This window comes from Falsiroseomonas ponticola, from assembly GCF_016805305.1.
Lineage (GTDB): Bacteria > Pseudomonadota > Alphaproteobacteria > Acetobacterales > Acetobacteraceae > Falsiroseomonas > Falsiroseomonas ponticola.
Map to the genome: position 1 here is coordinate 474,855 of NZ_JAERQN010000004.1, position 25,753 is coordinate 500,607.

Annotated in this window: 13 protein-coding genes and 1 pseudogene; 10 read left to right on the forward strand and 4 right to left on the reverse strand. The window is 72.6% G+C overall.

Annotation, left to right across the window (positions count from 1 at the left end; genetic code table 11):
• Window position 1 precedes the first annotated feature (1 nt).
• The 3 genes from JJI54_RS15350 to JJI54_RS15360 are packed head-to-tail and all read right to left on the reverse strand — an operon-like array spanning window position 2 to window position 3,339.
• Entirely contained in the window at window positions 2-1,291 is a 1,290-nt protein-coding gene (locus tag JJI54_RS15350; protein WP_203073868.1) for an MBOAT family O-acyltransferase, read from the reverse strand.
• Between the two features lie 58 nt (window positions 1,292-1,349).
• Window positions 1,350-2,972, reverse strand: a complete 1,623-nt coding sequence (locus tag JJI54_RS15355; RefSeq protein ID WP_203073869.1) for a radical SAM protein — start codon at window positions 2,970-2,972, stop codon at window positions 1,350-1,352.
• Complete coding sequence (locus tag JJI54_RS15360) at window positions 2,965-3,339, reverse strand: MaoC/PaaZ C-terminal domain-containing protein (protein WP_203073870.1); 375 nt, start codon at window positions 3,337-3,339, stop codon at window positions 2,965-2,967. Before JJI54_RS15360 ends, JJI54_RS15355 begins: the two co-directional genes overlap by 8 nt.
• A gap of 213 nt (window positions 3,340-3,552) precedes the next feature.
• Here JJI54_RS15360 and JJI54_RS15365 point away from each other — a divergent pair, with 213 nt between their 5' ends.
• From JJI54_RS15365 to JJI54_RS15390, 6 genes and pseudogenes are all read left to right on the forward strand, one after another.
• Window positions 3,553-5,418 (forward strand): HAD-IIIC family phosphatase, encoded by a 1,866-nt coding sequence (locus tag JJI54_RS15365; protein ID WP_203073871.1) that lies wholly within the window; start codon window positions 3,553-3,555, stop codon window positions 5,416-5,418.
• Window positions 5,411-5,656, forward strand: a complete 246-nt coding sequence (locus JJI54_RS15370; RefSeq protein ID WP_203073872.1) for an acyl carrier protein — start codon at window positions 5,411-5,413, stop codon at window positions 5,654-5,656. Before JJI54_RS15365 ends, JJI54_RS15370 begins: the two co-directional genes overlap by 8 nt.
• Window positions 5,653-6,801 (forward strand): hypothetical protein, encoded by a 1,149-nt coding sequence (locus tag JJI54_RS15375; protein WP_203073873.1) that lies wholly within the window; start codon window positions 5,653-5,655, stop codon window positions 6,799-6,801. Before JJI54_RS15370 ends, JJI54_RS15375 begins: the two co-directional genes overlap by 4 nt.
• A gap of 130 nt (window positions 6,802-6,931) precedes the next feature.
• Window positions 6,932-17,773: pseudogene (locus tag JJI54_RS15380) on the forward strand (amino acid adenylation domain-containing protein); the annotation flags it as partial.
• A gap of 83 nt (window positions 17,774-17,856) precedes the next feature.
• A complete protein-coding gene (locus tag JJI54_RS15385) occupies window positions 17,857-19,308 on the forward strand; it encodes a cytochrome P450 (protein WP_203073875.1) in 1,452 nt (483 codons plus the stop codon).
• Entirely contained in the window at window positions 19,308-20,534 is a 1,227-nt protein-coding gene (locus JJI54_RS15390; RefSeq protein WP_203073876.1) for a cytochrome P450, read from the forward strand. Before JJI54_RS15385 ends, JJI54_RS15390 begins: the two co-directional genes overlap by 1 nt.
• A gap of 6 nt (window positions 20,535-20,540) precedes the next feature.
• On the opposite strand, the gene JJI54_RS15395 is transcribed toward JJI54_RS15390, so the two are convergent.
• The gene (locus JJI54_RS15395) at window positions 20,541-21,335 is read right to left on the reverse strand and encodes an IclR family transcriptional regulator domain-containing protein (RefSeq protein WP_203073877.1); all 795 of its coding nucleotides are present in this window, start codon (window positions 21,333-21,335) and stop codon (window positions 20,541-20,543) included.
• Window positions 21,336-21,428: 93 nt separating this feature from the next.
• Between JJI54_RS15395 and JJI54_RS15400 the strand changes: the two genes are divergently transcribed.
• Genes JJI54_RS15400 through JJI54_RS15415 form a run of 4 tightly spaced genes read left to right on the forward strand, consistent with a single transcriptional unit; the run spans window position 21,429 to window position 25,739 of the window.
• Complete coding sequence (locus JJI54_RS15400) at window positions 21,429-22,751, forward strand: Rieske 2Fe-2S domain-containing protein (protein WP_203073878.1); 1,323 nt, start codon at window positions 21,429-21,431, stop codon at window positions 22,749-22,751.
• Window positions 22,748-24,172 carry a glutamine synthetase family protein gene (locus JJI54_RS15405; RefSeq protein WP_203073879.1) on the forward strand — a complete coding sequence of 475 codons (1,425 nt, stop codon included), beginning with the start codon at window positions 22,748-22,750 and terminating at the stop codon, window positions 24,170-24,172. Before JJI54_RS15400 ends, JJI54_RS15405 begins: the two co-directional genes overlap by 4 nt.
• Before the next feature lie 42 nt (window positions 24,173-24,214).
• Window positions 24,215-24,988: an ABC transporter ATP-binding protein gene (locus tag JJI54_RS15410; RefSeq protein ID WP_203073880.1), complete on the forward strand. Its 774-nt coding sequence runs from the start codon at window positions 24,215-24,217 to the stop codon at window positions 24,986-24,988.
• The gene (locus JJI54_RS15415; RefSeq protein WP_203073881.1) at window positions 24,978-25,739 is read left to right on the forward strand and encodes an ABC transporter permease; all 762 of its coding nucleotides are present in this window, start codon (window positions 24,978-24,980) and stop codon (window positions 25,737-25,739) included. Before JJI54_RS15410 ends, JJI54_RS15415 begins: the two co-directional genes overlap by 11 nt.
• The last annotated feature ends 14 nt before the right edge of the window (window positions 25,740-25,753 follow it).

The window sequence follows — 25,753 nt, forward strand, 5'->3', positions numbered from 1 at the left end:
GTCAGAAGAACTGGTAGAGCAGCGGCGGCGGCGCGAGGCCGAGGGCCAGCGCCGCCGCGAGCAGCACCAGCTGCGCGATCGCGACACCGCCGCGATGCGCCTCCATCCAGTTCGTGGCCGGATCGGCGGCCAGGCGCCCCGCCGGCAGCGCCACCGCCAGCACCGCCGCCACGATCAGCCCCGCGGGCAGGATCGCGACCGACACCGCCGCGACTGGCAGCCAGAGAACCATCAGCGCCATCACGAAGGTGCCCACCCCGCCGACCGCCGAGGCCAGCGCATAGTCCCGCCGCCGCTTCAGGCTCGCATAGCCCGCCTTGCCCAGCCGCCGCGCGAGCAGCGTCTGCGCCACCTTGTTCACCCCCGCCGCGACGCCGAGCAGCAGGCCGTAGAGCGCGAAGCGCCACCCGATGCCGTGCCACAGCCCCATCAGCAGGAAGGTGCCGGCATAGGCGACGGCGCCCAGCCAATGCGCCTGCTTCGTCGCGCCCGTCGTCGCCAGCAATCCCTTCAGCAGCGGGTTGAAGACATACAGCCGGAACCAGTCGGAGAGGCTGATATGCCAGCGCGACCACACCGCCAGCATGTTCTCCGCCGCCCAGGGCCGGTCGAAATTCTCCGGCAGCCGCACGCCCATCAGCGCGGCGAGCGAGACGGCGAGGCGCGAATAGCCCGCGAAGCTGATCCAGAGCCACGTCGCGAAAGCCAGCGCCGCCACCGCCAGCCCGAATGCGCCGGGCGCGGCCAGCCCTTGCCGGAACACCCACCACGGCCCCGCCGCCAGCACCACCACCCCGAACAACCCGCCGACCACGCCCGCCCCGTGCCGCCGCCAGTCCTCCCGCGAAGGCCATGCCGCCGGCGCCGCCAGATCCTCGAGGAAATCCTGCGCGCGTCCGATCGGCCCGGCCAGCAGGCTCGGCGGGAACAGCAGCCAGGCGAGCAGCGGCAGCGGCGGCGCATCGGCCGGCGCCTCGCCCTCCGCCGCATCGACCAGCAGCTGGATCAGCCGGAACATGACGTAGGACAGCCCGATACTGCCGCCGAGCCCGATCGGCGGCAGCAGCCCCAGCGCGGGCAACCCCTCCCGCACCAGCAGGAACAGCCCGACCAGCGCCGCGATCGCCGCCGGCAGCAGCCGGGGCCGTGCCGCCACGGGCCGCAGCATCGCGCATCCCGCCAGCGCCATGGCCGGCACGGGCAGCATCGCCGCCGGCGTCGGCGCCAGCCAGGCCACCAGCGCCAGCCCGCCCGCGACGAAGGCGCCGGCCCGCGCGCGGCGTGCCAGCACCAGCGCCGCCGCGATCAGCAGGAATACCGGCGAGACGAGGTCCCAGGCCGGCGGCAGGTCACTCGGCAGCTTGGGTGAACTCCGCGGCCTCGGGCAGCGCCGCCAGGTTGCCCGCGGCCAGCTGGCGCTTCATCAGCGCGTTGATCTCCGCCTGCCACTGGCGGATCTGCGCGAAATCGTAGCCCTGGTCATAGAGGTACGCCATGTACCAGAGCGAGGTATCGGGATCGATATGCGTGCTCTCGATCGCCTGGAACATCTCCAGCTTGATGCGCGACGCCTGCTCATGGCTCATCGTCGCATGCGACCATTTGTTGCCCATGCCGGTCAGGCCGTATTCCGCCCGCTTCTCATGCACCAGCGTGTGGGGCATGTAGTAGAATTCCTTCAGCGAGTAGAACCGCACGCCGTTGTCGCGGATGAAGTCGATATTCTCCTGGATAGTCCCGTCATCCTCGCCCGGGAAGCCAAGGACGAAGGCCGCGAGGTAGTCGATGTCGTGCTTGTTCAGCAGCTGCACGCCCTCGGCGAATTGCCGCGACGTCGCGCGCTTGTTCATGTTCCGCAGCACCTTGTCGCTGGCGGATTCGATGCCGAGGTAGACGCCCTTGCAGCCGCTGTCCTTCATCATGCGGACGACCTCGTCATCCACATACTGCACCCGCAGGAAGGAGAACCATTCGAAGCGGTATTCCGCGAAGATCTTGATCAGCTCGCGGAAGCGGTGCGGCGGCACGTTGAAGGTATCGTCGATGAAGATGATGCGGTCGATGCTGCCGATGCGCATCAGGCTGTCGAGGTGGGCGCGCACATGGTCGGCCTCCACCGTCTGCCAGGGCCCGGCCGTGGTCGGGTAGGAACAGAAGGCGCAGGCGAAGGGGCAGCCGGAGGCCGTGCGGATCTGGATCGTCCGGTTCAGGAAGGGCAGGTGGTGCTGGTCCCAGGTCGGCGGGCAATCCTTCAGCGACAGCAGCGGCTCGTTCCACACCTTCGGGCCCAGCTCGAAGCTCCCGCCCGCCAGCTTGCCGTCGATGCGCGCCAGGTTGCGCACCGCATCGATGGCGGCGTTGCCGCGGCGCGCCGCCAGCAGGTCCCGCAGGTCCGTCTCCGAATTGAAGGCATGCAGCACGTAGCGGATGCCGTAGCGCCGCATCCGCTGCGCGAAGGCGGCGGGATCGCCGTTGATCGTCTCCGCATTCGCGAAGGCGCCGCCCAGCACGATGTCCATCTCCGGGTCCAGCGCGCGCAGCCGCTTGGCCACACCGCCGACCTCCTTCCAGGAGAGGTAGAAGGTGGAGGAGATGCCGACCAGCGGCGGCCGCCGGCAGTTGCGGTACGCCTCCTCGAACCAGTCCCATTCGCTGTCGAGGTTGTTGATGACGCGGACGCGGTAGCCGAACTGGGCGAGGTAGTTGATCAGGTGGACACCGGCCATGGAGGGCAGGTTCCAGATGTTCAGCATCTCCCGCCGCTGCGCCATGCTCCCCTGGTCGAAGTAGCGCCCATGCACACGCCGGTTGATGTAGTCGAGGTGCGAGCGGAACCGCCCCTCATGCAGCACCATCCGCGGATAGACCAGGTGCTTGTACAGGTCGCTTCGGTCCAGCGGCAGATTGCCGAAGCCCTCATAGTCCACGACGTTGGACTGCGTGACGAGGATGAGGTCCAGCTGGTCATCCATGGGCCGCGACCTCCTGGGTGAAGCCGATTGTCGCCTTGCCGCGCGCCACCACCGCGCCTGCCTCGTCCCGCGCCTCGATCTTCAGCACGGCGGACCGCACGGCATCGGACACCTGGTCCACGACGCCCGCGATGGTCACCCTGGTGCCGGCGATGACCGGCGCGACGAAGGCCATGTTCACCCCCAGCAGCAGAGCGTTCCGCCCCGGCAGGACCATGCCCACCAGCTGCGAGACATAGCCCACCAGCAGCGCCCCATGCGCGACACGGCCGGCGAACCCGCGGGATGTTGCGAAGGCGGCATCGATATGCAAGGGGCTGCGGTCGCCGGTGACCGCCGCGAAGCGATCGATGGCGTCCAAATCCATGAGACAGGTGATCTCCGCCCGGTGGCCGGGCGCCAGGTCCTGGAACTCCAGTCTCGACGCTTCCCCTGCCACGCGATGCCAGTCCCCAGCTTCAATTCCTTCTGCCACGATGGCCTTGCGCCAATCAAGCGGAACGCTTTGCAAGCGGTTGCGGCGTGGATATCCTGTGCAGGCCGGGCAGCCGGTGCCAGGCAGGGGGATGGGCACGCCAGGATGCCGCTCGATACGACGGACCGCACCCGGGTGAAGGACGGCATCGCCCGTGCCCGCGCGGCCCTCGCATCCGGCGATTCCCGCGGCGCCCTGGCGCTGCTGCGGGAAGCCATCGGGCCGGAGACCGATTTCCTCGACCAGCTTCGCGCGGCCCGGCTGCTGGATGGCATGGATGCCGCCGCGCTCGGCCTGCGGCCGCTGCGCCTGGCCATCGCGGGCGCCAGCACGCTCGACCATCTGGTGCCGCTGCTGCGCTTCTGGCTGACGCTGGCGGGCTTCGCGCCCGCCATCCACCTCGCCCCCTTCGACACGGCGCGGGCCTCCGTGCTCGACCCCGCCAGCACGCTGCATTGCTTCGGGCCGGACCTCGTCTGGCTCTTCACCACGCACCGGGACCATGACCTGCGCCTGCCGCCCGGCGCGGATGGGGCGGCGCTGCGCGGCGCCGTCGGCCGCGCCGTCGCCGCGCGCGCCGCGCTGTGGGATGCGCTGCGCGGTCGCGGCTGCCTGGTGCTGGAGAACAATGCGGACCTGCCGGCGGAAGATGCCGCGGGCAACCTGGCCGGCGCCGCCGCCTGGGGCCACCGCACCGCGCTCCGCCTGCTGAACGCGGAACTGGCGCTGGCCGCGCCCGCCGGCGTCGTGCTGCTCGATCTCGACCATCTCGCCGCGCGGCACGGCCGGCATCGCTGGCATGATCCGCGCTACTGGCACCACTCGAAGCACGCGGTGGCGCCCGATGCCTCCGGCATGCTGGCCCATGCCGCGGCCAGGCTCATCGCCGGCGCGCGGGGGCTCGCCCGCAAATGCCTGGTGCTCGACCTCGACAACACGCTCTGGGGCGGCGTCATCGGCGATGACGGGCTGGCGGGCATCGCGCTCGGCAACGGGGCGGCGGGGGAGGCCTTCGTGGCCTTCCAGGCGCATGCGAAGGCGCTGAAGGACCGCGGCATCATCCTCGCCGCCTGCTCGAAGAACGAGGCCGAGACCGCCTCCCTCCCCTTCCGCGAGCATCCGGACACGGTGCTGCGCCTGGAGGATTTCGCCGTCTTCCGCGCGGGCTGGGGCAATAAGGCGGATGCGCTGCGCGACATCGCCGCCACGCTCAATATCGGGCTCGATGCGCTGGTCTTCGTGGACGACAACCCGATGGAGCGCGACATCGTCCGCCGCCACCTGCCGGATGTCGCGGTGGTGGAGATGCCGGAGGATCCGGCGCACTTCATCGCGGCGCTGGAAGCCGGCGCCTGGTTCGAAGCCGCCACCTTCGCGGCGGAGGACGCGGCCCGCACGCGGCTCTATGCGGAGAATGCGCAACGCGACGAGCACCGCGCCGCCTTCGTGGACATGCAGGCCTATCTCGCCAGCCTCGGCATGATGGCGACGACCGGCAGCGCCGATCCCTTCCACCTGCCGCGCATCGCGCAGCTCATCGGCAAGAGCAACCAGTTCCACCTGACCGGCACGCGGCCGACGGAGGCCGAGATCGCCGCCCTGGCGCGCGATCCCGCCTGGACGGTGCTGCACATCCGGCTGCGCGACCGCTTCGGCGACAACGGCCTGATCGCGGCGCTGCTGCTGCGGCAGGATGGCCAGGACCTCGTCATCGACACCTGGGTGATGAGCTGCCGCGTCCTGGCCCGCGGCGTGGAGGAATTCACCGCGAGCCTCATGCTGGCGGAGGCGCGGCGCCGCGGCTGCACGCGCCTGCTCGGCCGCTACCGTCCCTCCGGCCGCAACCAGCTCGTCGCCGGGCTCTATGCGCGGCTCGGCTTCGCGCCGGCCGGCGAGGATGCCGGCACCCTTCTCTTCTCCACACCAGCGGATCGCGATCCCTGGCCCAGCATGGTGCAGCACGATGCCTGACCGCACCGCGATCCTCGATCGCCTCACCACCGTGTTCCGCGAGGTGTTCGAGGATGATGCCCTGGTGATCCAGGACGCCACGACCGCCGACGACATCGATGAATGGGACAGCCTTCAGCACATCGTCCTGGTGCTGGCCGTGGAGCGGGAGTTCAAGGTGCGGCTGAACCCGGCGGAGGTCGGCAAGCTCGAGAATGTCGGCGCCATGGCCGACCTGCTGGCCGCCCGCGCCGCATGATGCGCCTGCTCAGCCCGAACGAGGCGAAGTTCTGGCTGCTGGACCAGGTGGCGCCGACCAACAGCGTCGTCGTGCTGCAGCGCGCCGAAGGCGGCTTCCCGCTGCAGGCGCCGCCGGGCTTCGACCTGCCCGTGGCACGCCTCGGCCGCCGCGCCCGGCCGCGCTGGACGGCCGCGACGCGGCCCGGCGTCATGGCCCGCATCACGCTCGCCGCCGAGGCCGACTGGGTCGGCGTGGCGGAAGACCTGCTCGATGCCCGCATCGGCACCGATGACAACCCGCCCTGGCAGGCAGTGGTCGCGGACCATCCGGGCGGGCAGACGCTGCTGCTGGCCGTCAGCCATGCGCTGACGGATTACCGCACCGCCCTCGCCATCGGCCGCGCCTTCGCGGAGGGCACGCCGGTCGGTGACCTCGCCCCCGCCTGCGAGGAATTGCTGCCCGACCGCGTCTTCGCCGATGCCGAAGCGGGTGACCTGATCGAGGGCTGGTGGTCGGATCGCGCCGGCGCACGGTGGGAAGCGCTCGGCCTGCAACGCCTCACCGCCATCCTGCCGCCAGCGTCGCGCACGCGGCTCACGCTGCACCGCTACGACGAGGCCGAGACGGCGCGCATCCTGGAGCGCTGCGAGGCGGAAGGTGCCAGCCTCAACAGCGCGCTGGCCATCGCGCTGCGCGATGCCTCGGGCACGGATGCCTGCGCCTTCTCCGTCGATCTCAGCCGCTTCATCCGCCCGGCCCTGCCGCCCGGCCCCGGCATGGCGATCAGCCATGTCTATGCCGACCTCGCCCCCGGCGAGTTCTGGGAATCCGCGCGGGACAACCGTGCCATCGTCTTCGACTGGATCGAGGGTGGCGAGGCCGGAGACAGCCTGCTGATCCTGCCGCGCCTGCTGCAACGCCCAGGCACGCCGCCGGCATGGCGGCGCAGCGGCCTCACCATCACCGGCGCCCCGACCTGGCGCGCGGCCGGGGAGGATGGCTACGAGCTGCAGCTGGTGCTCAGCGCCGCGCGCGCCGGCGGCGGCGTGGTGATCCCGACGCTGTGGCGCGGGCAGTTGCAGCTGCTCGGCTGCTCGCCGGAGGACGATGTCGCCATGCCGCTCGCATCCCTCGCCGCCGCGCTGCTGCGGGCCTGCGACTGATGGCAAGGGATCGCGCCTGATGCTCGACCGCCCCGCCATGACGCCGATGCAGCAGGCCGTCGTCGCCCTGCAGCGGCTCCGCGCCCGCAATGCGGAGCTGGAACGCGCCAGCAGCGCGCCCATCGCCATCATCGGCATGGGCTGCCGCTACCCCGCGGGATCGGACAGCCCGGACGCGATGTGGCAGGCGCTGCTGGAAGGCCGCGACGGCAGCCGCGAAGTGCCGCGGGACCGCTGGGACATCGACGCGCTGTATGATCCCGAGCCCGGCCGCGCCGGGCGCATGTATGTGCGGAAAAGCTGCTTCCTCGACCGCGTCGATGGGTTCGAGCCGCTCTTCTTCCGCATCTCGCCGCGGGAGGCGATCGGCATCGACCCGCAGCAGCGCCTGCTGCTGGAAGTCACCTGGGAAGCGCTGGAGGATGCGGGTATAGCCCCGCCCTCCCTCGTCGGCAGCCGCACCGGCGTCTATGTCGGCATCAGCACCAACGACTATTCGGCGCTGCTGTCGCGCACCGCGCATGGGTCGGGCAGCAATGCCGCGGCGGGCGCGGGCAATGCGGCCTCCGTCGCCTCGGGCCGCATCAGCTACAGCTTCGGCTTCCAGGGCCCCTGCATGGCGGTGGACACCGCCTGCTCCTCCTCCCTCGTCGCCACGCATCTCGCCGTGCAGGCGCTGCGGGCGCGGGAATGCGGGCTCGCCATCGTGGCCGGCGTGAACCTCATGCTGACGCCGGACATCACGATCAATTTCTGCCTCGGCCGCATGCTCTCCCCCGACGGCGCCTGCAAGACCTTCGACGCCGGCGCGGATGGCTATGTGCGCGGCGAGGGCTGCGGCGCGCTGGTGCTGAAGCGGCTGTCGGATGCCGTGGCGGATGGGGACCGCGTGCTCGCCGTCATCCGCGGCAGCGCCGTGAACCAGGATGGCCGCAGCGCCGGCCTCACCGCCCCCAACGGCCCCGCGCAGGAAGCCGTCATCCGCGCCGCACTCGCGAATGCCGGCCTGACGCCCGACGATATCGATGCGATCGAGGCGCATGGCACCGGCACCGCGCTCGGTGATCCCATCGAGATGCATGCGCTCCGCGCCGTCTTCGGAAGCCGCGCGGAACGCCCGCTGCATGTCGCCTCGGTCAAGACCAATATCGGCCATTGCGAGGCCGCGGCCGGCACGGCGGGGCTGATCAAGGCGGCGCTGATGCTGCGCCACCAGGCCATCCCGGCCAGCCTGCATTTCACGCGCCTCAACCCGCATATCGACCTGGCCGGCGCCGATATCCGCGTGCCCACCGAACCCGTCCATGGCGGCGTCCGGCGCGTCGGCGTCAGCAGCTTCGGCTTCTCCGGCACCAACGTGCACATCGTGCTGGAAGCCCCGCCGGCGCCGCCGGTCATCGAGGCGGAGCCCGGCGACGCGCCGGTACTCTTCCTCTCCGCGCGGACGGAACCGGCGCTCCGCGCCCTCATCGCCCGCTACCGCGACCACCTGGCGACGACGACGGATGGCTTCGCCGATATCTGCCACACCGCGCGCGTCGGCCGCGCGAAGCTGCCCTGGTGGGTCGCGGTGCGGGCGCCGGGCGAACTCGCCAGCGCCATCCCCTCCAACGCCCCGCCGCCCAGCCTGCCCGCGACGCAGGGCCGCCGCGTCGCGCTGCCGACCACGCCCTTCCAGCGCGAACGCTTCTGGATCGATGCCCCCGCCGAAGCCGCGCCCGCCGCGGCGCCGGATGATGACGGCGCCCATCCGCTGCTCGGCCGCCCCATCCCGCTGCCGCTGTCCAGCGAACGGCGCTGGTCCTGCGTCATCGACCTGGCCCGCCCCGCCACCGCCTTCCTCGCACAACACCGCATCGAGGGCCAGGCGATCCTGCCCGCCAGCGCCTATGTGGAGATGGCGCTCGCCGCCTTCCCCGGCCAGGCGATCGAGGCGCTGGAGATCACCGCGCCGCTCCGCCTTGCCGATGCCGCGCCCGCGCATCTCCACACCATCGCCGCGGACGGCGCCTTCCGCATCCTGAGCCACCGGCCGGAGGATCCCGCTTCCGCGCCTGTCATCCACGCCACCGGCCGCCTCGCCCCCCGCGCCGCGCCTTCCGCGCCGCCCGCGGCTTCCGGCGACACGCCCCTCGATCCCGCCGCGCTTTATGACGCGCTGAACCAGCGCGGCATCCAGCACGGCCCCGCCTTCCGCCTGCTCGGCGCCATCCGCCGCGGCCCCGGCACCGCCAGCGCCACCCTCGCGCCCCCTGCGCCGGAGCCGCGCTTCGCCCTGCATCCCGCGACGCTCGACGCCGCCTTCCAGCTCGTTGCCGCGGCCGTGGCGGCGGAGGCCGGGGCCACGCTCGTCCCCGGCGGCATCGGCCACATCGCCCTGCATCGCCGCCCCGGCCCCGCGCCCCGCGTCACCGTCACCGCCCGGCCGGAGGGTGATGGCATCACCGCCGACCTCGCGCTGATCGATGATGAGGGCGTGGCGCTGGAGGTCCGCGGCCTCCGCTTCCTGCCCCGCCCCGGCAGCCAGGCCTTCTGGCAGGAAGCCCGCCACCCCGCGCCACTGCTGGAGGGCCTGGCACCCCCCGCCTTCCTGCCCAGCGCCGCTCGCCTCGGCGCCGCCCTGGCGCCCGAAGCCGCGCGCCTGGCCGCGCTGCACGACATGGATGCCTATGCCCGCCAGGGCGAGGCGCTGGAATCCGTGGCCACCGCCTATGTCGTGCAGGCGCTCCGCCGGCTCGGCCTGCCCTTCAAGCCCGGCGCGCAGCTGACCTTCGGCGCGCTGTCGGAAGCGCTCGGCATCGCGGAGCGTCATCACCGCCTCTTCCGCCGCCTGCTCTCCATGCTGGCGGAGGACGGCATCCTGAAGCGCGATGGCCGCCGCTGGACCGTGCTGCGCGCACCGCCGGAGGCGCCGCCCGCCATCGACGCCGTCCTCGCCGCCGCCCCCGCCATGCAGGGGGAGGTCGCGGTGTTGCGCCGCTGCGGCGAGGCCCTGGCCGATGTCCTCACGGGGCGCACCGAACCCCTCGCGCTGCTCTTCCCGGCCAATGAGGCCGGCGCGGGCGCCTTCTACGAAACCTCCGCCTATGCCCATACCGTCAACGGCCTGCTGCGCGCCGCCGCCACGCGCCTGGCCGCCGCGACGCCGAAGGGCCGCCGGCTGCGCGTGGTGGAGGTCGGCGCCGGCACGGGCGGCGCCACCGGCGCGCTGCTGGAAGCCCTGCCGGAAGCCGCGCGCCACTACCGCTTCACCGATGTCTCCCAGGCCTTCCTGACGGCGGCCACGCGGAAATTCGCGGGCGCGGACCTCTCCACCGCGCTGCTCGACATCGAACGCGATCCCGCCGCGCAGGGCTTCGCGCCGGGCTGCGCCGATGTGGTCCTTGCCGCCAATGTCCTGCACGCCACCGCCGATCTCGGCGCCACGCTCGCGCATATCCGCGGGCTGCTCGCCCCGGGCGGCGTGCTGCTGCTGGTGGAGAGCACGGCGCGCCGCCGCTGGATCGACATCGTCTTCGGCCTGACCGAGGGCTGGTGGCGCTTCACCGACACGACGCGCCGCCCCGACCATCCCCTCCTCACGCTGGACGCCTGGCGCGCCCTGCTGGCGGAATCGGGCTTCGAGGTGCCGGGCGATGCGACCGGGGAAGTCATCCTCGCCCGCCGCCTGCCCGAACGCCCGGCCGCCGGGCCTGCCTGGCATATCTCCGGGGAAGCCGGGCGCGCCGCCGCCCTGCTGGCCGGCGCGGGCGCGCGCCTCGCCGGTGCCTCCCAGGCCGAGGCCCTGCTGCACATCCTGCCGCCCGTCGCCGCCACCGCGCCGGCGCAGGAAGCGCTGCTGGCCGACCTCGTCTCGCTCGCCCGCGAAGCGATGGCCCGCCCGGTGCCACCGCGCCTCGTCATCGTCGCCGACGGCACGCTCGGCCATGCCGGCCTGCCCGGCTTCGTCCGCTCCCTCGCGCTGGAAGTCCCTGCCCTCGCCCCCCGCCTGCTGGTCGCACCGCCGAGCGCGGAGGCGCTGGTGGATGAGGTGCTGGCCGGCGACGGGGAAGCGGAGGTCGGCTGGGATGCGGAGGGACGCCGCACCGTGCCGCGCCTGCGCGCCACCCCCGCGCCCCGCGCGCCGGATCGCGTCGGCGGCACCTGGCTCATCACCGGCGGCAGCGGCGGCCTGGCGCGGGAGATCGCGACCTGGCTTGCCGCCCATGGCGCCGCGCGCATCCTGCTGCTGAGCCGCCGCGCCGCCACGCCGCCGGCCCTGCCCATCCCGGCGCAGCACATCGCCGCCGATGCCGCCGACACGGCCGCGATCGCGCGGCTGCTCACGGCCACGCCCGACCTGCAGGGCATCGTCCACGCCGCCGGCCTGCTGGCGGATGCGCCGATCGCGGCGCAGGACGAAGCCACCATCGCCCCCGTGCTGCGCGCCAAGATCGCCGGCGCGCTGGCGCTGGATGCCGCCATCCGCGCCCTGCCGGCAGCGGCGCGGCCGCGCCACCTGGTCTTCTGCGCCTCCGCCGCCGGCGTCATCGGCTCCGCCCGCCAGGCCAACCACGCCTTCGCCAGCGCCTTCCTCGACGGGCTCGCCAGCCTGCGGCGGGCAGAGGGGATGCCCGCGATCAGCCTGGATTGGGGCGTCTGGCGCGGCACAGGTTCCGCCGCCGCGCTCGGCTTCGACCGCCAGGCGGAGGGGCTGGGCCTCGGCTCCATCGCGCCGGAGGAAGGCCAGCGCCTCTTCGGCGCGGCGCTCGGCGCCGATGCCGCGCGGCTGATCCTGCTGCCCTCCGTCGATTGGCGCCGCTTCGCCGGGCTGTTCGGCGCCACACCCCCCGGCCTGTTCCGGGACGTCGCCGCCGCCCCCGCGCCGCGTGCCCCCGCGCCCGCGCAGGCCGCGCCGCAGCCCACCGCCGCCCCCGCCGCCCCGCGCCCCGATGTCGCGCGCATCGTGGCGGAGGTGCTCGGCCTGCAGGGCGCCGTCGCCACCGATGTGCCGCTGCACGACCTCGGCCTCGACAGCCTCATGGCCGTCGAGATCAGGAACCGCCTCGCCGCCGAGGCCGGCCTCGATGTCTCCGTCCGCGCGCTGATCGAGGGCGCGACGGTCGCCTCCCTCACTCCCGCCGGCGCCGCGCCCCCGTCGGCCCTGGCGCGTGGCGATGTCGCGCGGATCGTGGCGGAGGTGCTGGGCCTCGCCACCACGCCGGATGCCGCGACGCCGCTGCACGATCTCGGCCTCGACAGCCTCATGGCCGTGGAAATCCGCAACCGCTTGGCCGCGGAGGCCGGCATCGACGTCTCCGTCCGCGCGCTGATCGAGGGTGCGACCATCGCGTCGCTGACACCCGCCGTCAGCGAGCCAACGCCTGCCCCCGCGCGCGGCGATGTGGCGCGCATCGTCGCGGAGGTGCTGGGCCTCGCCACCACCCCCGATCCCGCGACGCCGCTGCATGACCTCGGCCTCGACAGCCTCATGGCCGTGGAAATCCGCAACCGCCTCGCCGCGGAGGCCGGCATCGACGTGCCCGTGCGCACGCTGATCGAAGGCGCCACCATCGCCAGCCTGCTCGGCGCCGCCCCCGCGCCGGCCACGCCCGTGCCGACCCAGGCCGCGCCGCGCGCCCTGGTGCCGGACCTCGCCAGCCGCCACGCGCCCTTCCCGCTGACGGACATGCAGCAGGCCTATTGGCTCGGCCGCCGCGGAGACCTGGCGCTCGGCGCCACCGCCTGCACGCTCTACACCGAATTCGACAGCACGGTGATCGACCTGGCCCGCGCCGAGGCCGCGCTGAACGTCCTGATCCGCCGCCACGACATGCTGCGCGCCATCATCCTGCCGGACGGCACGCAGCGCATCCTGGCCGACGTGCCCCACTACGCCATCGAGATCCTCGACCTCGACGGCGATCCCACCGCGCGGCTCGCGGCGCTGCGCGAAAGCCTCGCCGCCCGCGTGGCGGAACCGGACCACTGGCCGCTTTTCGACATCCGCGCGACGCGCTTCGGGGGCACGACGCGCCTCCATCTCTCCTTCGACCTCATCGCGCTCGACGCGGCCTCGATCCATGCGCTGCGCCAGGAATGGGGGCTGCTCTACGAACAGCCGGATGCCGCGCTGCCACCCATCGGCATCAGCTTCCGCGACCATGTCCTGGCCGAGATCGCCTTCCGGGAGACCGCCGCCTACCAGCGCGACCTCGCCTATTGGGCCGCGCGCAGCCTGCCGCCGGGGCCGGACCTGCCGCTGCTGGGCGATCTGGCGGACGGCACGCGCCGCCCCTTCCGCCGCCACCGCGCCATCCTGCCCGCCACCCAGGCGGAGGCGCTGAAGCGCGAAGCCCGCGCCCAGGGGCTGACTCTGCCGACGCTGCTTGCCGCCGCCTATGCGGAGACGCTCGCCGCCTGGGCGCGGCAGGACCGCTTCTGCCTCACCGTCACCGCCTTCAACCGCCCGCCGCGGCACCCCGACATGCCCCGCGTGCTGGGCGACTTCACCTCCACCATCCTGCTGGAGGTCGATGCCCGCCCCGCCGGCTTCGCCGCCCGCGCCCAGACCCTCGCGCGCCGCCTGGCGGAGGACATGGACCACGCGACGGTCAGCGGGATCGAGGTGCTGCGCCAGGCCGCGCGCCAATCGGGGGAGGCCGCCGCCTACAGCCCCTATGTCTTCACCAGCGCGCTCGGCTTCCGCCGCGCCGGCGATGCGCCGGAGACGGATGCGACGGGCTTCGACCGCCTCGGCCGCACCGTCTTCAACGTCTCCTCCACCCCCCAGGTCATCATCGACCACCAGGTGTCGGAGGAGGATGGCCAGCTTCTCTGTTCCTGGGACGTGGTCGAAAGCCTCTTCGCCCCCGGCACCGTGCCCGCCATGGTCGCCGCCTGGCGCGGCTTGCTGGATGACCTCGCCGCCGGGCGTGGCTGGAACCGCAGCGTGGCGGCGATGCTGCCCGCCCTCTCCCGCGCGGCCCTGCTGCCCGCCGCCGCCCCCGAACTCCTCCAGGCCGGCTTCGAACGCCAGGCCCGCGCCAACCCCGCCGCCACCGCGCTGGTCACGCCGGAGATCGCGCTCGACTACGGCACGCTCGACGCCGCCGCGACGCATCTCGCCGCGGTGCTGCGGGAACGGCTGGGCGGCGATGCGCGCGACCGCCTGGTCGCCATCGGCTACCCCAAGGGCTGGCGCCAGATCGTGGCGGTGCTGGCCACGCTGAAGGCCGGCGCCGCCTACCTGCCCGTCGATCCGGCGCTGCCCGCCGACCGCCGCGCCCTGCTGGTGGAACGCGGGGAGGCGCTGCTGCTGGAGGAGGCGGCGCCCGCCGACGCCGCCCTCGCCGCCGCCCGCGCTGGCGCGCCGCTGCCCGCCCTGCCCCCGGTCGAGGACCCGGCGCGCCTCGCCTATGTCATCTACACCTCCGGCTCCACCGGGGAGCCGAAGGGCGTGATGATCGAGCACGCCGCCGCCATCGCGACGGTGGCGGAGGTCAATCGCCGCTGGGCCATCGGGACGGGGGACCGCGCCCTCGGCCTGTCGCAGCTCGGCTTCGACCTCTCGGTCTGGGACATCTTCGGCATCTTCGCCGCCGGCGGCGCGCTGGTGCTGCCCGCGCCGGAAGCCAGCCGCGACCCCTCCCACTGGGGCGAACTCTGCGCGCGCCACGCGGTGACGGTGTGGAACAGCGTGCCCGCGCTGGTCGCGATGCAGCTGGAATACGGCCTGCCGCCGGACCACCGCCTGCGCCTGGTGATGATGTCCGGCGACTGGGTGCCGCTCGACCTGATCCCGCGCCTGCGCGCCCAGGCCCCCGCCGCGCGGCTGGTGGCGCTGGGCGGCGCGACGGAAGCCGCCATCTGGTCCAACGCGCATGAGATCGAGGCGCTCGATCCCGCCTGGCCCAGCATCCCCTACGGCCTGCCGCTGGCCGGCCAGATGCTGCATGTCGTGAACCGCCGGGGCGAGCCCTGCCCGGACTGGACCATCGGCGAGATCGAGATCTCCGGCGCCGGCCTGGCGCGCGGCTACTGGCGCGACCCCGTGCTGACGGCGGAGCGCTTCATCCGCAACCCGCTGACCGGCGAACGCCGCTACCGCACCGGCGACCTCGGCCGCTTCCGCCCGCATGGCGAGGCCACCGGCCCCACCCCCATCGAATTCCTCGGCCGCGAGGATTTCCAGGTGAAGGTCCAGGGCTACCGGATCGAACTGGGGGAGATCGAGGCCGCGCTGGCCAGCCACCCCGCCGTGGCGCAGGCCGTGGTCACCGCCCATGCCGCCGGCGCCGGGCGGGACCGGGTGCTGCACGGCTTCTATGTGCCGAAGGCGGAATTCCAGCAGCGCACCGCCCATCTGCTGGAACGCCGCGGCCTGCGCCACCCGCCCGCGCGCCTGCTGCCCCTGCCGCACCGCCCCGCCGAGGCCGCCTACGACACGCGCCGCAGCCACCGGTATTTCACCGGCGAAGCCCCGCCGATGCCCGCGCTGCAGGCCTTGCTGCGCGCCGGCGACCTGGCCCTCCGCGTCCTGCTGGATGCCGCCTGCCTGCGCTGGGATGGCGATGGCCTGCGGGATGCGGAACGGCCCGCCATCATCATCCCCGATGCCGCCAATGCCGCGATCGTCGAGCGCAGCGCCTTCCTGCTGCTGCTGGAGCCGCCCGGCGATGGGCGGGAGGCGCGTATCGCGGCCGGCCGCGCCGCGCAGCGGATGATGGAAGCCGCGCCCTCTCTCGGCCTCGGCCTCTGCCCCATCGGGCGCGTGCTGTGCGACGGCACGCTCGCCATCCACGCCCTGGCGGGCGGCATCCCCGCGCCGGGGCAGGGGGCGGCGGATCTCGGCGCCGCGCTGCGCGCCCATCTCCGCCAGCGCCTGCCCGCCTACATGGTCCCGGCCAGCCTGACGCCGATCGACCGCGTGCCCCTCTCCTCCAACGGCAAGGTGGACCGCAAGGCGCTGGTGCCGAAGCTGCTGGCGGGCGAGGACGGCCAGCGCCAGGGCCTGGCGCGGGACGTCGCCGCGGATGTCGCCGCCGTGCTCGGCGTGCCGGTGCCGGAGGCCGATCGCTCCCTCTTCGAACTCGGCGCGACCTCGCTCTCCCTCGTCTCGATCCAGCGGCGGCTGGCGGAACACTACGGCCGCGCCATCCCGCTGCAGGCCATCTTCGCCCGCCCCACCGTCACGGCGCTGGTGGAGGAGCTGCAATCCGGCCGCGCCGCCACCAACGCCGTCGTCACCTTCGGCCAGGCGGCCGATGACCGGCGCCCGCGCCTGGTGCTGATGCCGGGCATCCTCTCCCTGCCCTTCTACCTGCGCGACCTCGCCGCCGCCGTCAGCCGCTTCGCCATCATCTCCGTCCAGCTGCCCGGCATGGCGGAAGGGGAGACGCCGCTCGACAGCATCGAGGCGCAGGCGGACTACGTCGTGGCGAAGCTGCGGCAGGACCAGCGCCATGGCCCCTATCTGCTGGCCGGGCATTCCTTCGGCGGCCTCATCGCCATCGAGGTCGCGCGCCGCCTGCGCGCGATGGGGGAAGCCGTGCCGCTGCTGCTGCTCGGCGACACGCTGCGCACCACCGCCCGCTTCGATGAGGTGCAGTCCGACGAGATCGCCTACACCGCCATGACGCGGGGGCTGGAGGCGCTGTACGGTGCCAGCCTGCCGATGGATGGCGCGGATGCGGAAACCCGCTTCCGCCGCACCGCCGCGGCCATGCAGGAAGCCGGGCGCTTCGGCCCGCTGACCCTGCCGCTCGACCGCATGGTCGCGATGTTCAAGGCGAATTTCCGGGCGCTTGGCGCCTACCGGCCGGAGCCGATCGAAGGCGACGTCGCGCTGATCCGGAGCGACGAGGGCTTCCCCGCGGAACTCCGCGGCCTGGACAGCGCGGCGGCGGCGGAGGACCCCCATCTCGGCTGGGGCGATGTCGTGCGCGGGCGGATCACGCTGCGGCGCCTGCCCGGCGACCATCTGGCCATGCTGTCCGCCGCGAACCTGCCGCGCATGGCGGCGCTGATGACGGAACTGGCGGAAGCCGCCACCGCCATCGACCCCGCGCTGGTGCAGGCGGCGCGGGACGCCGCGACGCGCGCCGGCCAGCCCGTGGCGGAAGCCGATTTCGCCGTGACGGCGGAGACCTTCCGCGACCAGGCCGCCGCCGCCGCCGCCGCCGCGATCCGCGCCATCGCCGACGGCGCCACGCCCCCGGATGCCGCTGCGCTGGTGGCGCAGCACGGCGTCATCCCGCGCTACCGCTTCTGGCTGGACCGCATGCTGCCGGAGGCGGCGCGCATCGGCGCCGATGCCGTGCCGCCTTCCACCCATGCGATCCTGGGCGTGGATCGCCTGGGCTTCGGCCCGGCGGCGCGGGACTTCCTGGACCGCGTCATCGCCGGCCTGCCGGGCCTGCTGACGGGGCAGGAGCACGCGGCCGCGATCTACCTGGCGGACGAAACGCCCGATGTGTACGGCAAGCTCTTCGCCGAGCCCAATGCCGCGCTGGCCGCCATCCTGGCGCGGCTGGCCGCGCAGCGGCCGATCGAGGTGCTGGAACTCGGCGGCGGCCTCGGCACCACGCTCGCCGCCATCGAGGGCAGCCTCCCGCCCGGGCGCCTGCGCTACCGCTTCACCGACCTCAACGCCCATCTGCTGCGCCGGGCGGAGCGCCGCTTCGCGGGGCGGGACTGGCTGGAATTCGGCACGCTGGACATGGACCAGCCGCCCGCGGAGGCGCGGCGCTTCGACGTGGTGCTGGCCTCCTCCGCCCTGCATGCCGCCCCCGACATCGCCCGCGCGCTGCGCCACGCCCGCGCCTGGCTGAAGCCCGATGGCCTGTTGCTGGCGCTGGAGGAGACGCGCTTCTTCCCCTGGTTCGACCTCGGCATGGGCCTCCAGGCCGGCTTCGACGACCGCACGGACCTGGCGCTGCGCCCGCTGCATCCGCTGCTGTCGCGCGAGCAATGGCAGGACGCGCTGGCGGAGGCCGGCTTCCGCGCCAGCGCCTTCGTGGCCGGGGATGGCACGGTCGCCGCGCGGCTCGGCTTCGACGTGATCCTGGCCGCGCCATGACCGGCTGCCCCGTGCATTTCGACCTGCTGGATCCCGCCATCCAGGCCGATCCGCACGCCGCCTATGCGGCGCTCCGCCAGCATGCGCCCGTGCACCGCCTGGATCGCCCGCCGATGTGGCTGGTGACGCGGCATGCGGAGGTGGAGGCGGTGCTGCGCGATGCCGCGACCTTCGCCTCCGACCTCGGCATGGACGTGCCGATCATGTCCATGGTGATGAAGGACGCGCCGGACCACACCAGGCTGCGCGGCACGGTCAACAAGGCCTTCACGCCGCGCGCCATCCAGCATCTGGCGCCCCGCATCACCGCCATCGCGGAACAGCTGGCGGATGCGCTGCCGGAGCGCGCGGAGATGGTGGAGGGCTTCGCCAACCCGCTCTCCGTCACCGTCATCTGCGAGATGCTGGGCGTGCCGCTCGACCAGCGGGATGCCCAAAGGGATGCGATGAACCGCTACGCGCGCGACGCGCTGCTGGCCGGCTTCGCCGCCACCGGCATGGGTCCGCCCGAATTGCTGGCGGAAGCGCGCATCGGCCTCGACGCGCTGATGCGCATCCTGGATGCCGCCATCGAGGATCACCTGGCCCATCCCCGCGACGACATCCTGGGCACGCTGGTGCAGGAGGAAGCGCGCGGCACGCTGACGCGCGTGGAACTGCGCAACCTCTGCGCCCTGCTGCTGATCGGTGGGCATGAGACGACGGCGAACCTGATCGCGAGCGGCCTCAACTGGCTGGCGCGGGACGCCGCGCTCTTCGCCCGGCTGCGCGCCGAGCCCGACCTCATCCCCCGCTTCGTCGAGGAGCTGGCGCGCCTCCTGCCGCCGCTGCAACGCATTGCCCGCCGCACCACACGCCCCGTGACGCTGGGTGGCACCGCGCTGCCGGAAGGCGCGATGCTCATGCTCTTCCCCGGCGCCGCCAATCGCGACGAGGCGCGCTGGCCCGATGCCGATAAGCTCGACCTGGCGCGCGACAATCGCGGCCACCTCGGCTTCGGCACCGGCATCCATACCTGCCCCGGCGGCCCGCTCGCGCGGCTCGAGGCCCGCATCGCCTTCGAGGCGCTTCTCGCGCGCCTCGACGGCATCACGCTAGACCCCGCGCGCAAGCCGCAGCCGATCGTCGGCTACGCCGCGGGCAATCTCGGCTGGAACACGCTCCCGCTGCTGCTCAGGAAACGCATGAGGCCCGTCATGGTGGAGGATGTCTTCGGTGCGCTGTGCGCGCTGGTGGCGGAGACGCTGGAGATCGACGCCGAGGACATCACTGCCGGCACCAATGCCAGGACCACACCGGAATGGGATTCGCTCGGCCATATGCGCATCCTGGCGGCGGTGGAGAAGCGCTTCGGCGTGAAGCTCCCGCGCCTCGCCGCCTATCGCGTCAAGGATGTGGGTGAACTGGCCGCGCTGATCGAGACGACGCAGTCGCAGGCGGGCGCCTGATGTCCGGCCTGCGGCGGACGGTCTTCCGCCCGCTCGACCCCGATTTCCTCGAAGACCCCTACCCCACCTATGACCGGCTGCGGCGGGAGCACCCGATCGGCTGGGCGACGACGCCGGCGCAGGGCTATGCGGGCTTCTGGTTCGTCAGCCGCTATGCCGACGTCAATGCCGGGCTGAAGGATGACCGCTTCGGGCGGGAGGTCGCGAAGGTCCTGCCGCCGGAGGCCTTCGTGCCGATCCCGGAAGCGCATCGCCCGCTCTACGGCATGATCGCGCAATGGATGCTGTTCAAGGACCCGCCCGACCACGCCAGGCTCCGCCGCATCGCAGCCCCCGTCTTCGCGCTGCGCCAGGTCAATGCCATGCGGCCGCGGATCGAGGCGCTGATCGAGAACGCCTTCGCGCAGGTGCCGGACTACGGCCCCTTCGACATCATCTCCGACTTCTCCTCGCCGCTGTCCATCGACATCGTCTCCGACCTCATGGGCGTGCCGGAGGCCGACCATCCGCTGGTGCGCGGCTGGGTCAGGGAGATCACGCTCTCCCTCGACCTGGTGCGCACGCCGGAACGCATCGCCGCCGGCAGCCGGCGCGCCGCCGAGCTCGTCGCCTATTTCGGCGCGCTGGTGCGCGAAAGGCGCACCCGGCCGAAGGATGATTTCCTCGGCCTGCTCATCGCAGCCCATGATGCGGGCAGCTTCCTGACGGAGGAGGAGCTGCTCGCCTCCTGCGTCCTGTTCCTCTTCGCGGGGCATGAGGCGTCGTCGCTGCTGATCGGCAACGGGCTCTTCGCCCTCGCCCAGAACCCCGCCGAATACGCCCGGCTCCGCGCCGGCGAGACCCAGGGCCGCCTCGTGGTCAGCGAATTGCTGCGCTACGACAGCCCGCAGCAGATCGCCTTCCGGCATGCGCTGGAGGATGTCGATTTCCTCGGCGTGTCGATCCGCAAGGGCCAGACCGTCGGCTTCGGCCTCGGCTCCGCCAATCGCGACCCGGATGTCTTCGCCGATCCCGATCGCCTCGACCTCGGGCGGCAGGAAACGCGGCACCTCGCCTTCGGCGCCGGCATCCACACCTGCGCGGGATCGAGCCTGGCCAACATCGAGGCCGAGATGGTCTTCGCCACCATCGCGAAGCGCTTCCCCCGCATCGAGATCATCGCGGCGCAGCGGCAGGAAAGCATCCTGGTGCGCGGCCTGACGCGCCTCATCATCGATTGCGGCTAGCGCGCCCTACAGCAGCAGGGGCGATGCCGCCGCCGCCTCCTCCCGCAGCCGCGGCAGCCATCGCGCGCGGAATGCCTCCGCGCTGCCGCCTTCCGTGTGCATGCCGATGTTGAGCGCGGCAACCACGCGCCCATCCTGCCGCGGCAGCGGCACGGCGAGGGACCGGAAGCCCCACTCCGCCTCCTGCTCCACCAGCGCATGGCCCTCCGCCGCCGCCGCCGCGACCAGCGCCTTGAGCCGCGTGGGGTCCGTCTCCGTCCGCGGCGTCACGGCGAAGGGCGTAGCCAGCGCCGCCTCGCGCGCCGCCGCCGGCAGCCCCGCCAGCAGCACGCGCCCCAGCGCCGTGCAGAAGGCGGGCAGGCGGCTGCCGACCATGGTGGAGACATTCAGCATCAGCCGGGGCCGGCCATAGGCCACGAAGACGATCTCCGCCCCATCCAGCACCGCGGCCGAGCACGGCCCGCCCGCCTCCGCCGCCAGGCGCTCGCACAGCGGCTGCAGCACGGTCGCGACGCCGCTGGCGCCGAGGTAGCCCGCCGCCAGCCGCAGCACCTGCGGCGTCAGCCGGAACAGCCGCCCATCCGTCTCCACATGCCCCAGCACCACCAGCGTGTGCAGCGCGCGGCGCACCGTGGCGCGCGGCAACTCCACCGCCCGCGCGGCCTCCGCCAGCGTCATCTGCCGGCGCTCCGGCCCGAAGGCCTGCAGCACCGCCAGGCCCCGCGCCAGCGCCTCCAGGAAGTCGGCACCATGGCCGGCCTCGCGACGCCGCGCCGCATGCTCATCCCCGATCCGGGGCATGGACCCTCCAACACTGTCTTGCCGCCGCTTCCGGCTTGCCCCTATCATCGCACAGACGTTCGGTCAGTGAACACCTGTCCAGGAGCAAAGCCTGTGATCAGTGCGGAACAGAATGAACGGCTGACCCGCGTCGGCCCCGGCACGCCGGGCGGCCGCGTGCTGCGCCACTACTGGCAGCCCATCGCCCTGGTCGATGAGCTGGACGGCAAGCGCCCCGTCCGCCCCGTCCGCGCGCTGGGCCAGGATTTCGTGCTGTTCCGCGACGAACAGGGTCGCATCGGCCTGCTGGACCGGGACTGCCCGCACCGCAATGCCGACCTGGCCTTCGGGCGGCTGGAGGATGGCGGCCTGCGCTGCCCCTTCCATGGCTGGCTCTTCGACGTGACGGGGAAGTGCCTGGAGACGCCGGCGGAGCCCGAAGGCAGCACGCTCTGCACCCGCATCAAGCAGCGCAGCTACCCCGTGGAAATCCGCAGCGGCATCGTCTTCGCCTATCTCGGTGAGGGTGCGGCGCCCCCCTTCCCCGCCTTCGACTGCTTCGCCGCGCCCGATACCCACACCTTCGCCTTCAAGGGCCTGATCGAGTGCAACTGGCTGCAGGCGCTGGAGGTCGGCATCGACCCCGCCCATGCCAGCTTCCTGCATCGCTTCTTCGACGATGGCGACGAGAAGGAGGCGTACGGCAAGCAGTTCCGCGCCACCAGCGACGGCTCCGATTTGCCGATGACTTACGTCCTGCGCGAATTCCCGCGCCCGCGGATCGAGGTGGACAACACGCCCTACGGCCTGCGCGTCACCGCGCTGCGCAGCATCAACGACGCGACGACGCATGTGCGCGTCACGAACCTGTTCTTCCCCCAGGCCTTCGTCATCCCGATGAGCGCGGAGATGACCATCACCCAGTGGCACATGCCGGTCGATGACACGCGCTGCTACTGGATCGCGATCTTCACCAGCTTCGCCGGCCCGGTGGACCGCGCCCGCATGCGCGCGCAGCGGCTGGAGAACTATTCCCTGCCCGACTACCTCCCGAAGAAGGGCCGGCAGAACGACTACGGCTTCGACCCCGATGAGCAGGCCAGCAAGACCTATACGGGCATGGGCGAGGACATCAACGTCCATGACCAATGGGCCGTGGAGTCGCAAGGCGCCATCCAGGACCGCACCCGCGAAACCCTCGCCAGCAGCGACAAGGCCATCGCCGCCAATCGCCGCCTGCTGATGCGCGCCATGGCGGCCGTCGAGGAGGGCAAGCGCCCCGCACTGCTGCAGGAAGAGACAACGGCGGACCTCACCGGCCCCGGCACCATCGACACCATGGCCCCCGCCACGACGTGGGAGAGCCATTGGCGCCAGGCGGTGGAACGCCGCCGCGGCGCCGCGCCCTGGGCGCCCCCGGCCCTCGCCGCCGAATGAACTTCGCTGACCGATACGGCCTGACCACGGCCGAGGCGCGGGCGGACGTCCTCGACCGCATCGCGGAAGAGGGCATCGAGGTCGTGCGCCTCGCCTGGCCCGACCAGCACGGCATCCTGCGCGGCAAGACGATCGTCGCCAGCGAGGTCGCGCGCGCCCTCGAATCCGGCGTCGCGATGACGACGACGCTGCTGCTGAAGGACACCTCGCACCGCACCGTCTTCCCGGTGTGGAGCGCGGGCGGGGGCCTCGGCGAACGCGCGCTGGAAGGCGCCGCGGATGCGCTGCTGGTGCCGGATCCCGCCAGCTTCCGCCGCCTGCCCTGGGCGCCCCACACCGGCTGGATGCAATGCGAGGCCTACTACCAGGATGGCCGAATCGTCCCCTTCTCCACCCGCCACCTGCTGCAGCAGCAGATCGCGAAGGCGGAGGCGCTGGGCTTCGACTACGTCACGGGCCTCGAGGTCGAGTTCCACCTGTTCCGCGTGACCAACCCGCGCATGGCACCGGAGGATTCCGGCCAGCCCGGCATGCCGCCCGACGTCTCCCTGCTGACGCAGGGCTACAACTACCTGACCGAGCTTCGCTACGACCAGCTCGACCCGGCGCTCGAGATCCTGCGGCGCGAGATCCAGGCCCTCGGCCTGCCGCTGCGCTCCATGGAAGTGGAGTTCGGGCCGAGCCAGGTGGAGTTCACCTTCGCCGCGCAGGATGCGCTGGCCAGCGCGGACCTGATGATCCTGTTCCGCTCCGCGGTGAAGCAGGTGGCGCGGCGGCATGGCTACCACGCGACCTTCATGTGCCGCCCGCGCATCCCCAACGTGATGAGCAGCGGCTGGCACCTGCACCAGTCGCTGAAATCCCGCGCCACCGGCCGCAACGCTTTCGCGACGGAGGGCGATGAGTTGCTGTCGCCGACAGCGAAGCACTTCCTCGGCGGGCTGCTGGCGGAAGCGCGTGCCGCGGCGGCCTTCGCGACGCCGACGCTGAACGGCTATCGCCGCTACCGCCCGAACAGCCTGGCGCCGGATCGCGCGATCTGGGGCATCGACAATCGCGGCGTCATGCTCCGCGCCCTCGGCACCCCCGGCGACAGCGCGACGCGGATCGAGAACCGCGTCGGCGAGCCCGCCGCCAACCCCTATCTCTACATGGCGTCGCAGCTCGCCTTCGGCCTGCACGGCATCGCGACAGAGGCCGACCCCGGCCCGCCCGCCGACACGCCCTATGAGACCAAGGCCGCGCCCCTGCCGCGCAACCTGGGCGAGGCGCTGTCGGCGCTGGAAGCCAGCACCGTCGCGCGCGAGGCCTTCGGCAGCGCCTTCATCGACTACTACCTCCGCCTCAAGCGCGCGGAGATCGCCCGGTTCGAGGCCGAGGTCTCGGAGTGGGAACAGCGGGAATACTTCGAACTATTCTGAGGGCGGAAAACGCCGCACGGATTCCTCTGGTTGGAAGACACGATGCGGTTCCTGGAACTGGATGAGGTCACGAAGGAATACCCGACGCGCGGCGGCAAGCCGGCGCGCGTGATGGATCGCGTCTCGCTCGCGGTGCGGGAGGGCGAGTTCCTCGCGGTGCTGGGCCCCTCGGGCTGTGGCAAATCGACGCTGTTGCAGATGGCGGCAGGCCTGCTGCCGCCCACCAGCGGCCGCGTGCGCCTCGCCGGCCGCGCCGTCACGGCGCCGCCGCCCGAAGCGGTCTATGTCTTCCAGCAATACAGCCGGTCCCTGCTGCCCTGGCGCAGCGTGCGGGACAATGTCGCCTTCGCCACCGAACACCGCCTCGGCCGCCGCCGAGCGCGTGAGGCCGCGGACGAACCGCTGAAGCTCGTCGGCCTCGACGGTTTCGGCGACCACTTCCCCTGGCAGTTGTCGGGCGGCATGCAGCAGCGCGTGGCCATCGCCCGCGCTTTGGCCGCCGAGCCCGCCATGCTGCTGATGGACGAACCCTTCAGCGCGGTGGACGCGCTGACGCGGCTCGACCTGCAATCCCTCGTGCTCGACATCTGGTCCCGCCGCCGCCTGACCGTGATGCTGGTGACGCATGACGTGGAGGAGGCGATCCAGCTCGCCGACCGCATCATCGTCCTCACCAACCGCCCGACCACGGTGGCGGAGGAGATCGAGGTCGCCCTGCCCCGCCCGCGCGACCCCATCGCCACCCGCGAACACCCACGCTTCCTCGAACTCCGGCACCATCTGCTGGAAAGGCTGCTGGCGCGTCATGCGGGTTGACCGCCTGCTGGCGCCGCTCCCCGGCCTGCTGGTGCTGGCCGCGCTGCTGCTGGGCCTGGAATGGGCCGTCGAGGCCGGCCTCATCCGCCGCGCCCTGATGCCGGCACCCAGCACCATCGCGCTGCGGCTCTGGGACCTGCTGGCCAGCGGCGACGCGCTGGCGCCGCTGCTGCAGACGCTGCGCCTGGTCTTCACCGGCTTCGCCATCGGCAGCGCCATCGGCATCGCGGCGGGCCTCGCCATGGGCTGGTGGCCATCCGTCTTCCGGCTGCTGGAGCCGCTGGTGGAGCTGGTGCGCCCGATTCCGAAATCCGCGCTGGTGCCGCCGCTGATGCTCTTCCTCGGCATCGGCTTCGCCATGAAGGTCACCTCCGTCGCGCTGGTCGTCACCTTCCCCGTGCTGGTGAACACGCTGCAGGGCGTGCGCGGCGTGGACCGCGTGATGCTGGATGCCGCGCGCACCCATGGCTGGCCCGCGCGCCACACGCTGCTGCACCTGGTCCTGCCCGCCGCGCTGCCGCTGGTGCTGGCGGGCATGCGCATCAGCCTCGGCCTCGCCATGGTGCTGGCCTTGCTGTCGGAGATGCTGGCCGGGGAGGGCGGCCTCGGCTTCCTCATCCTCGACATGCAGCGGAGTTTCCGCGTGCGCGACATGTATGCCTGGCTCGTCATCCTCGCCGTGCTGGGCCTCGCGCTGAACTGGCTTTTCGTCCTCGCCGAACGTCGCGCGCTGCACTGGCAGCGGCGCTGAACAGGAGACATCGC

Bases quoted from the DNA above. Each gene is read 5' to 3' on its own strand.
- JJI54_RS15370 (WP_203073872.1), top strand. From the start codon at position 5,411: ATGCCTGACCGCACCGCGATCCTCGATCGCCTCACCACCGTGTTCCGC.
- JJI54_RS15355 (WP_203073869.1), bottom strand. From the start codon at position 2,972: ATGGATGACCAGCTGGACCTCATCCTCGTCACGCAGTCCAACGTCGTG.
- JJI54_RS15385 (WP_203073875.1), top strand. From the start codon at position 17,857: ATGACCGGCTGCCCCGTGCATTTCGACCTGCTGGATCCCGCCATCCAG.
- JJI54_RS15375 (WP_203073873.1), top strand. From the start codon at position 5,653: ATGATGCGCCTGCTCAGCCCGAACGAGGCGAAGTTCTGGCTGCTGGAC.
- JJI54_RS15405 (WP_203073879.1), top strand. From the start codon at position 22,748: ATGAACTTCGCTGACCGATACGGCCTGACCACGGCCGAGGCGCGGGCG.
- JJI54_RS15410 (WP_203073880.1), top strand. From the start codon at position 24,215: ATGCGGTTCCTGGAACTGGATGAGGTCACGAAGGAATACCCGACGCGC.
- JJI54_RS15395 (WP_203073877.1), bottom strand. From the start codon at position 21,335: ATGCCCCGGATCGGGGATGAGCATGCGGCGCGGCGTCGCGAGGCCGGC.
- JJI54_RS15390 (WP_203073876.1), top strand. From the start codon at position 19,308: ATGTCCGGCCTGCGGCGGACGGTCTTCCGCCCGCTCGACCCCGATTTC.
- JJI54_RS15365 (WP_203073871.1), top strand. From the start codon at position 3,553: ATGCCGCTCGATACGACGGACCGCACCCGGGTGAAGGACGGCATCGCC.
- JJI54_RS15415 (WP_203073881.1), top strand. From the start codon at position 24,978: ATGCGGGTTGACCGCCTGCTGGCGCCGCTCCCCGGCCTGCTGGTGCTG.
- JJI54_RS15360 (WP_203073870.1), bottom strand. From the start codon at position 3,339: ATGGATTTGGACGCCATCGATCGCTTCGCGGCGGTCACCGGCGACCGC.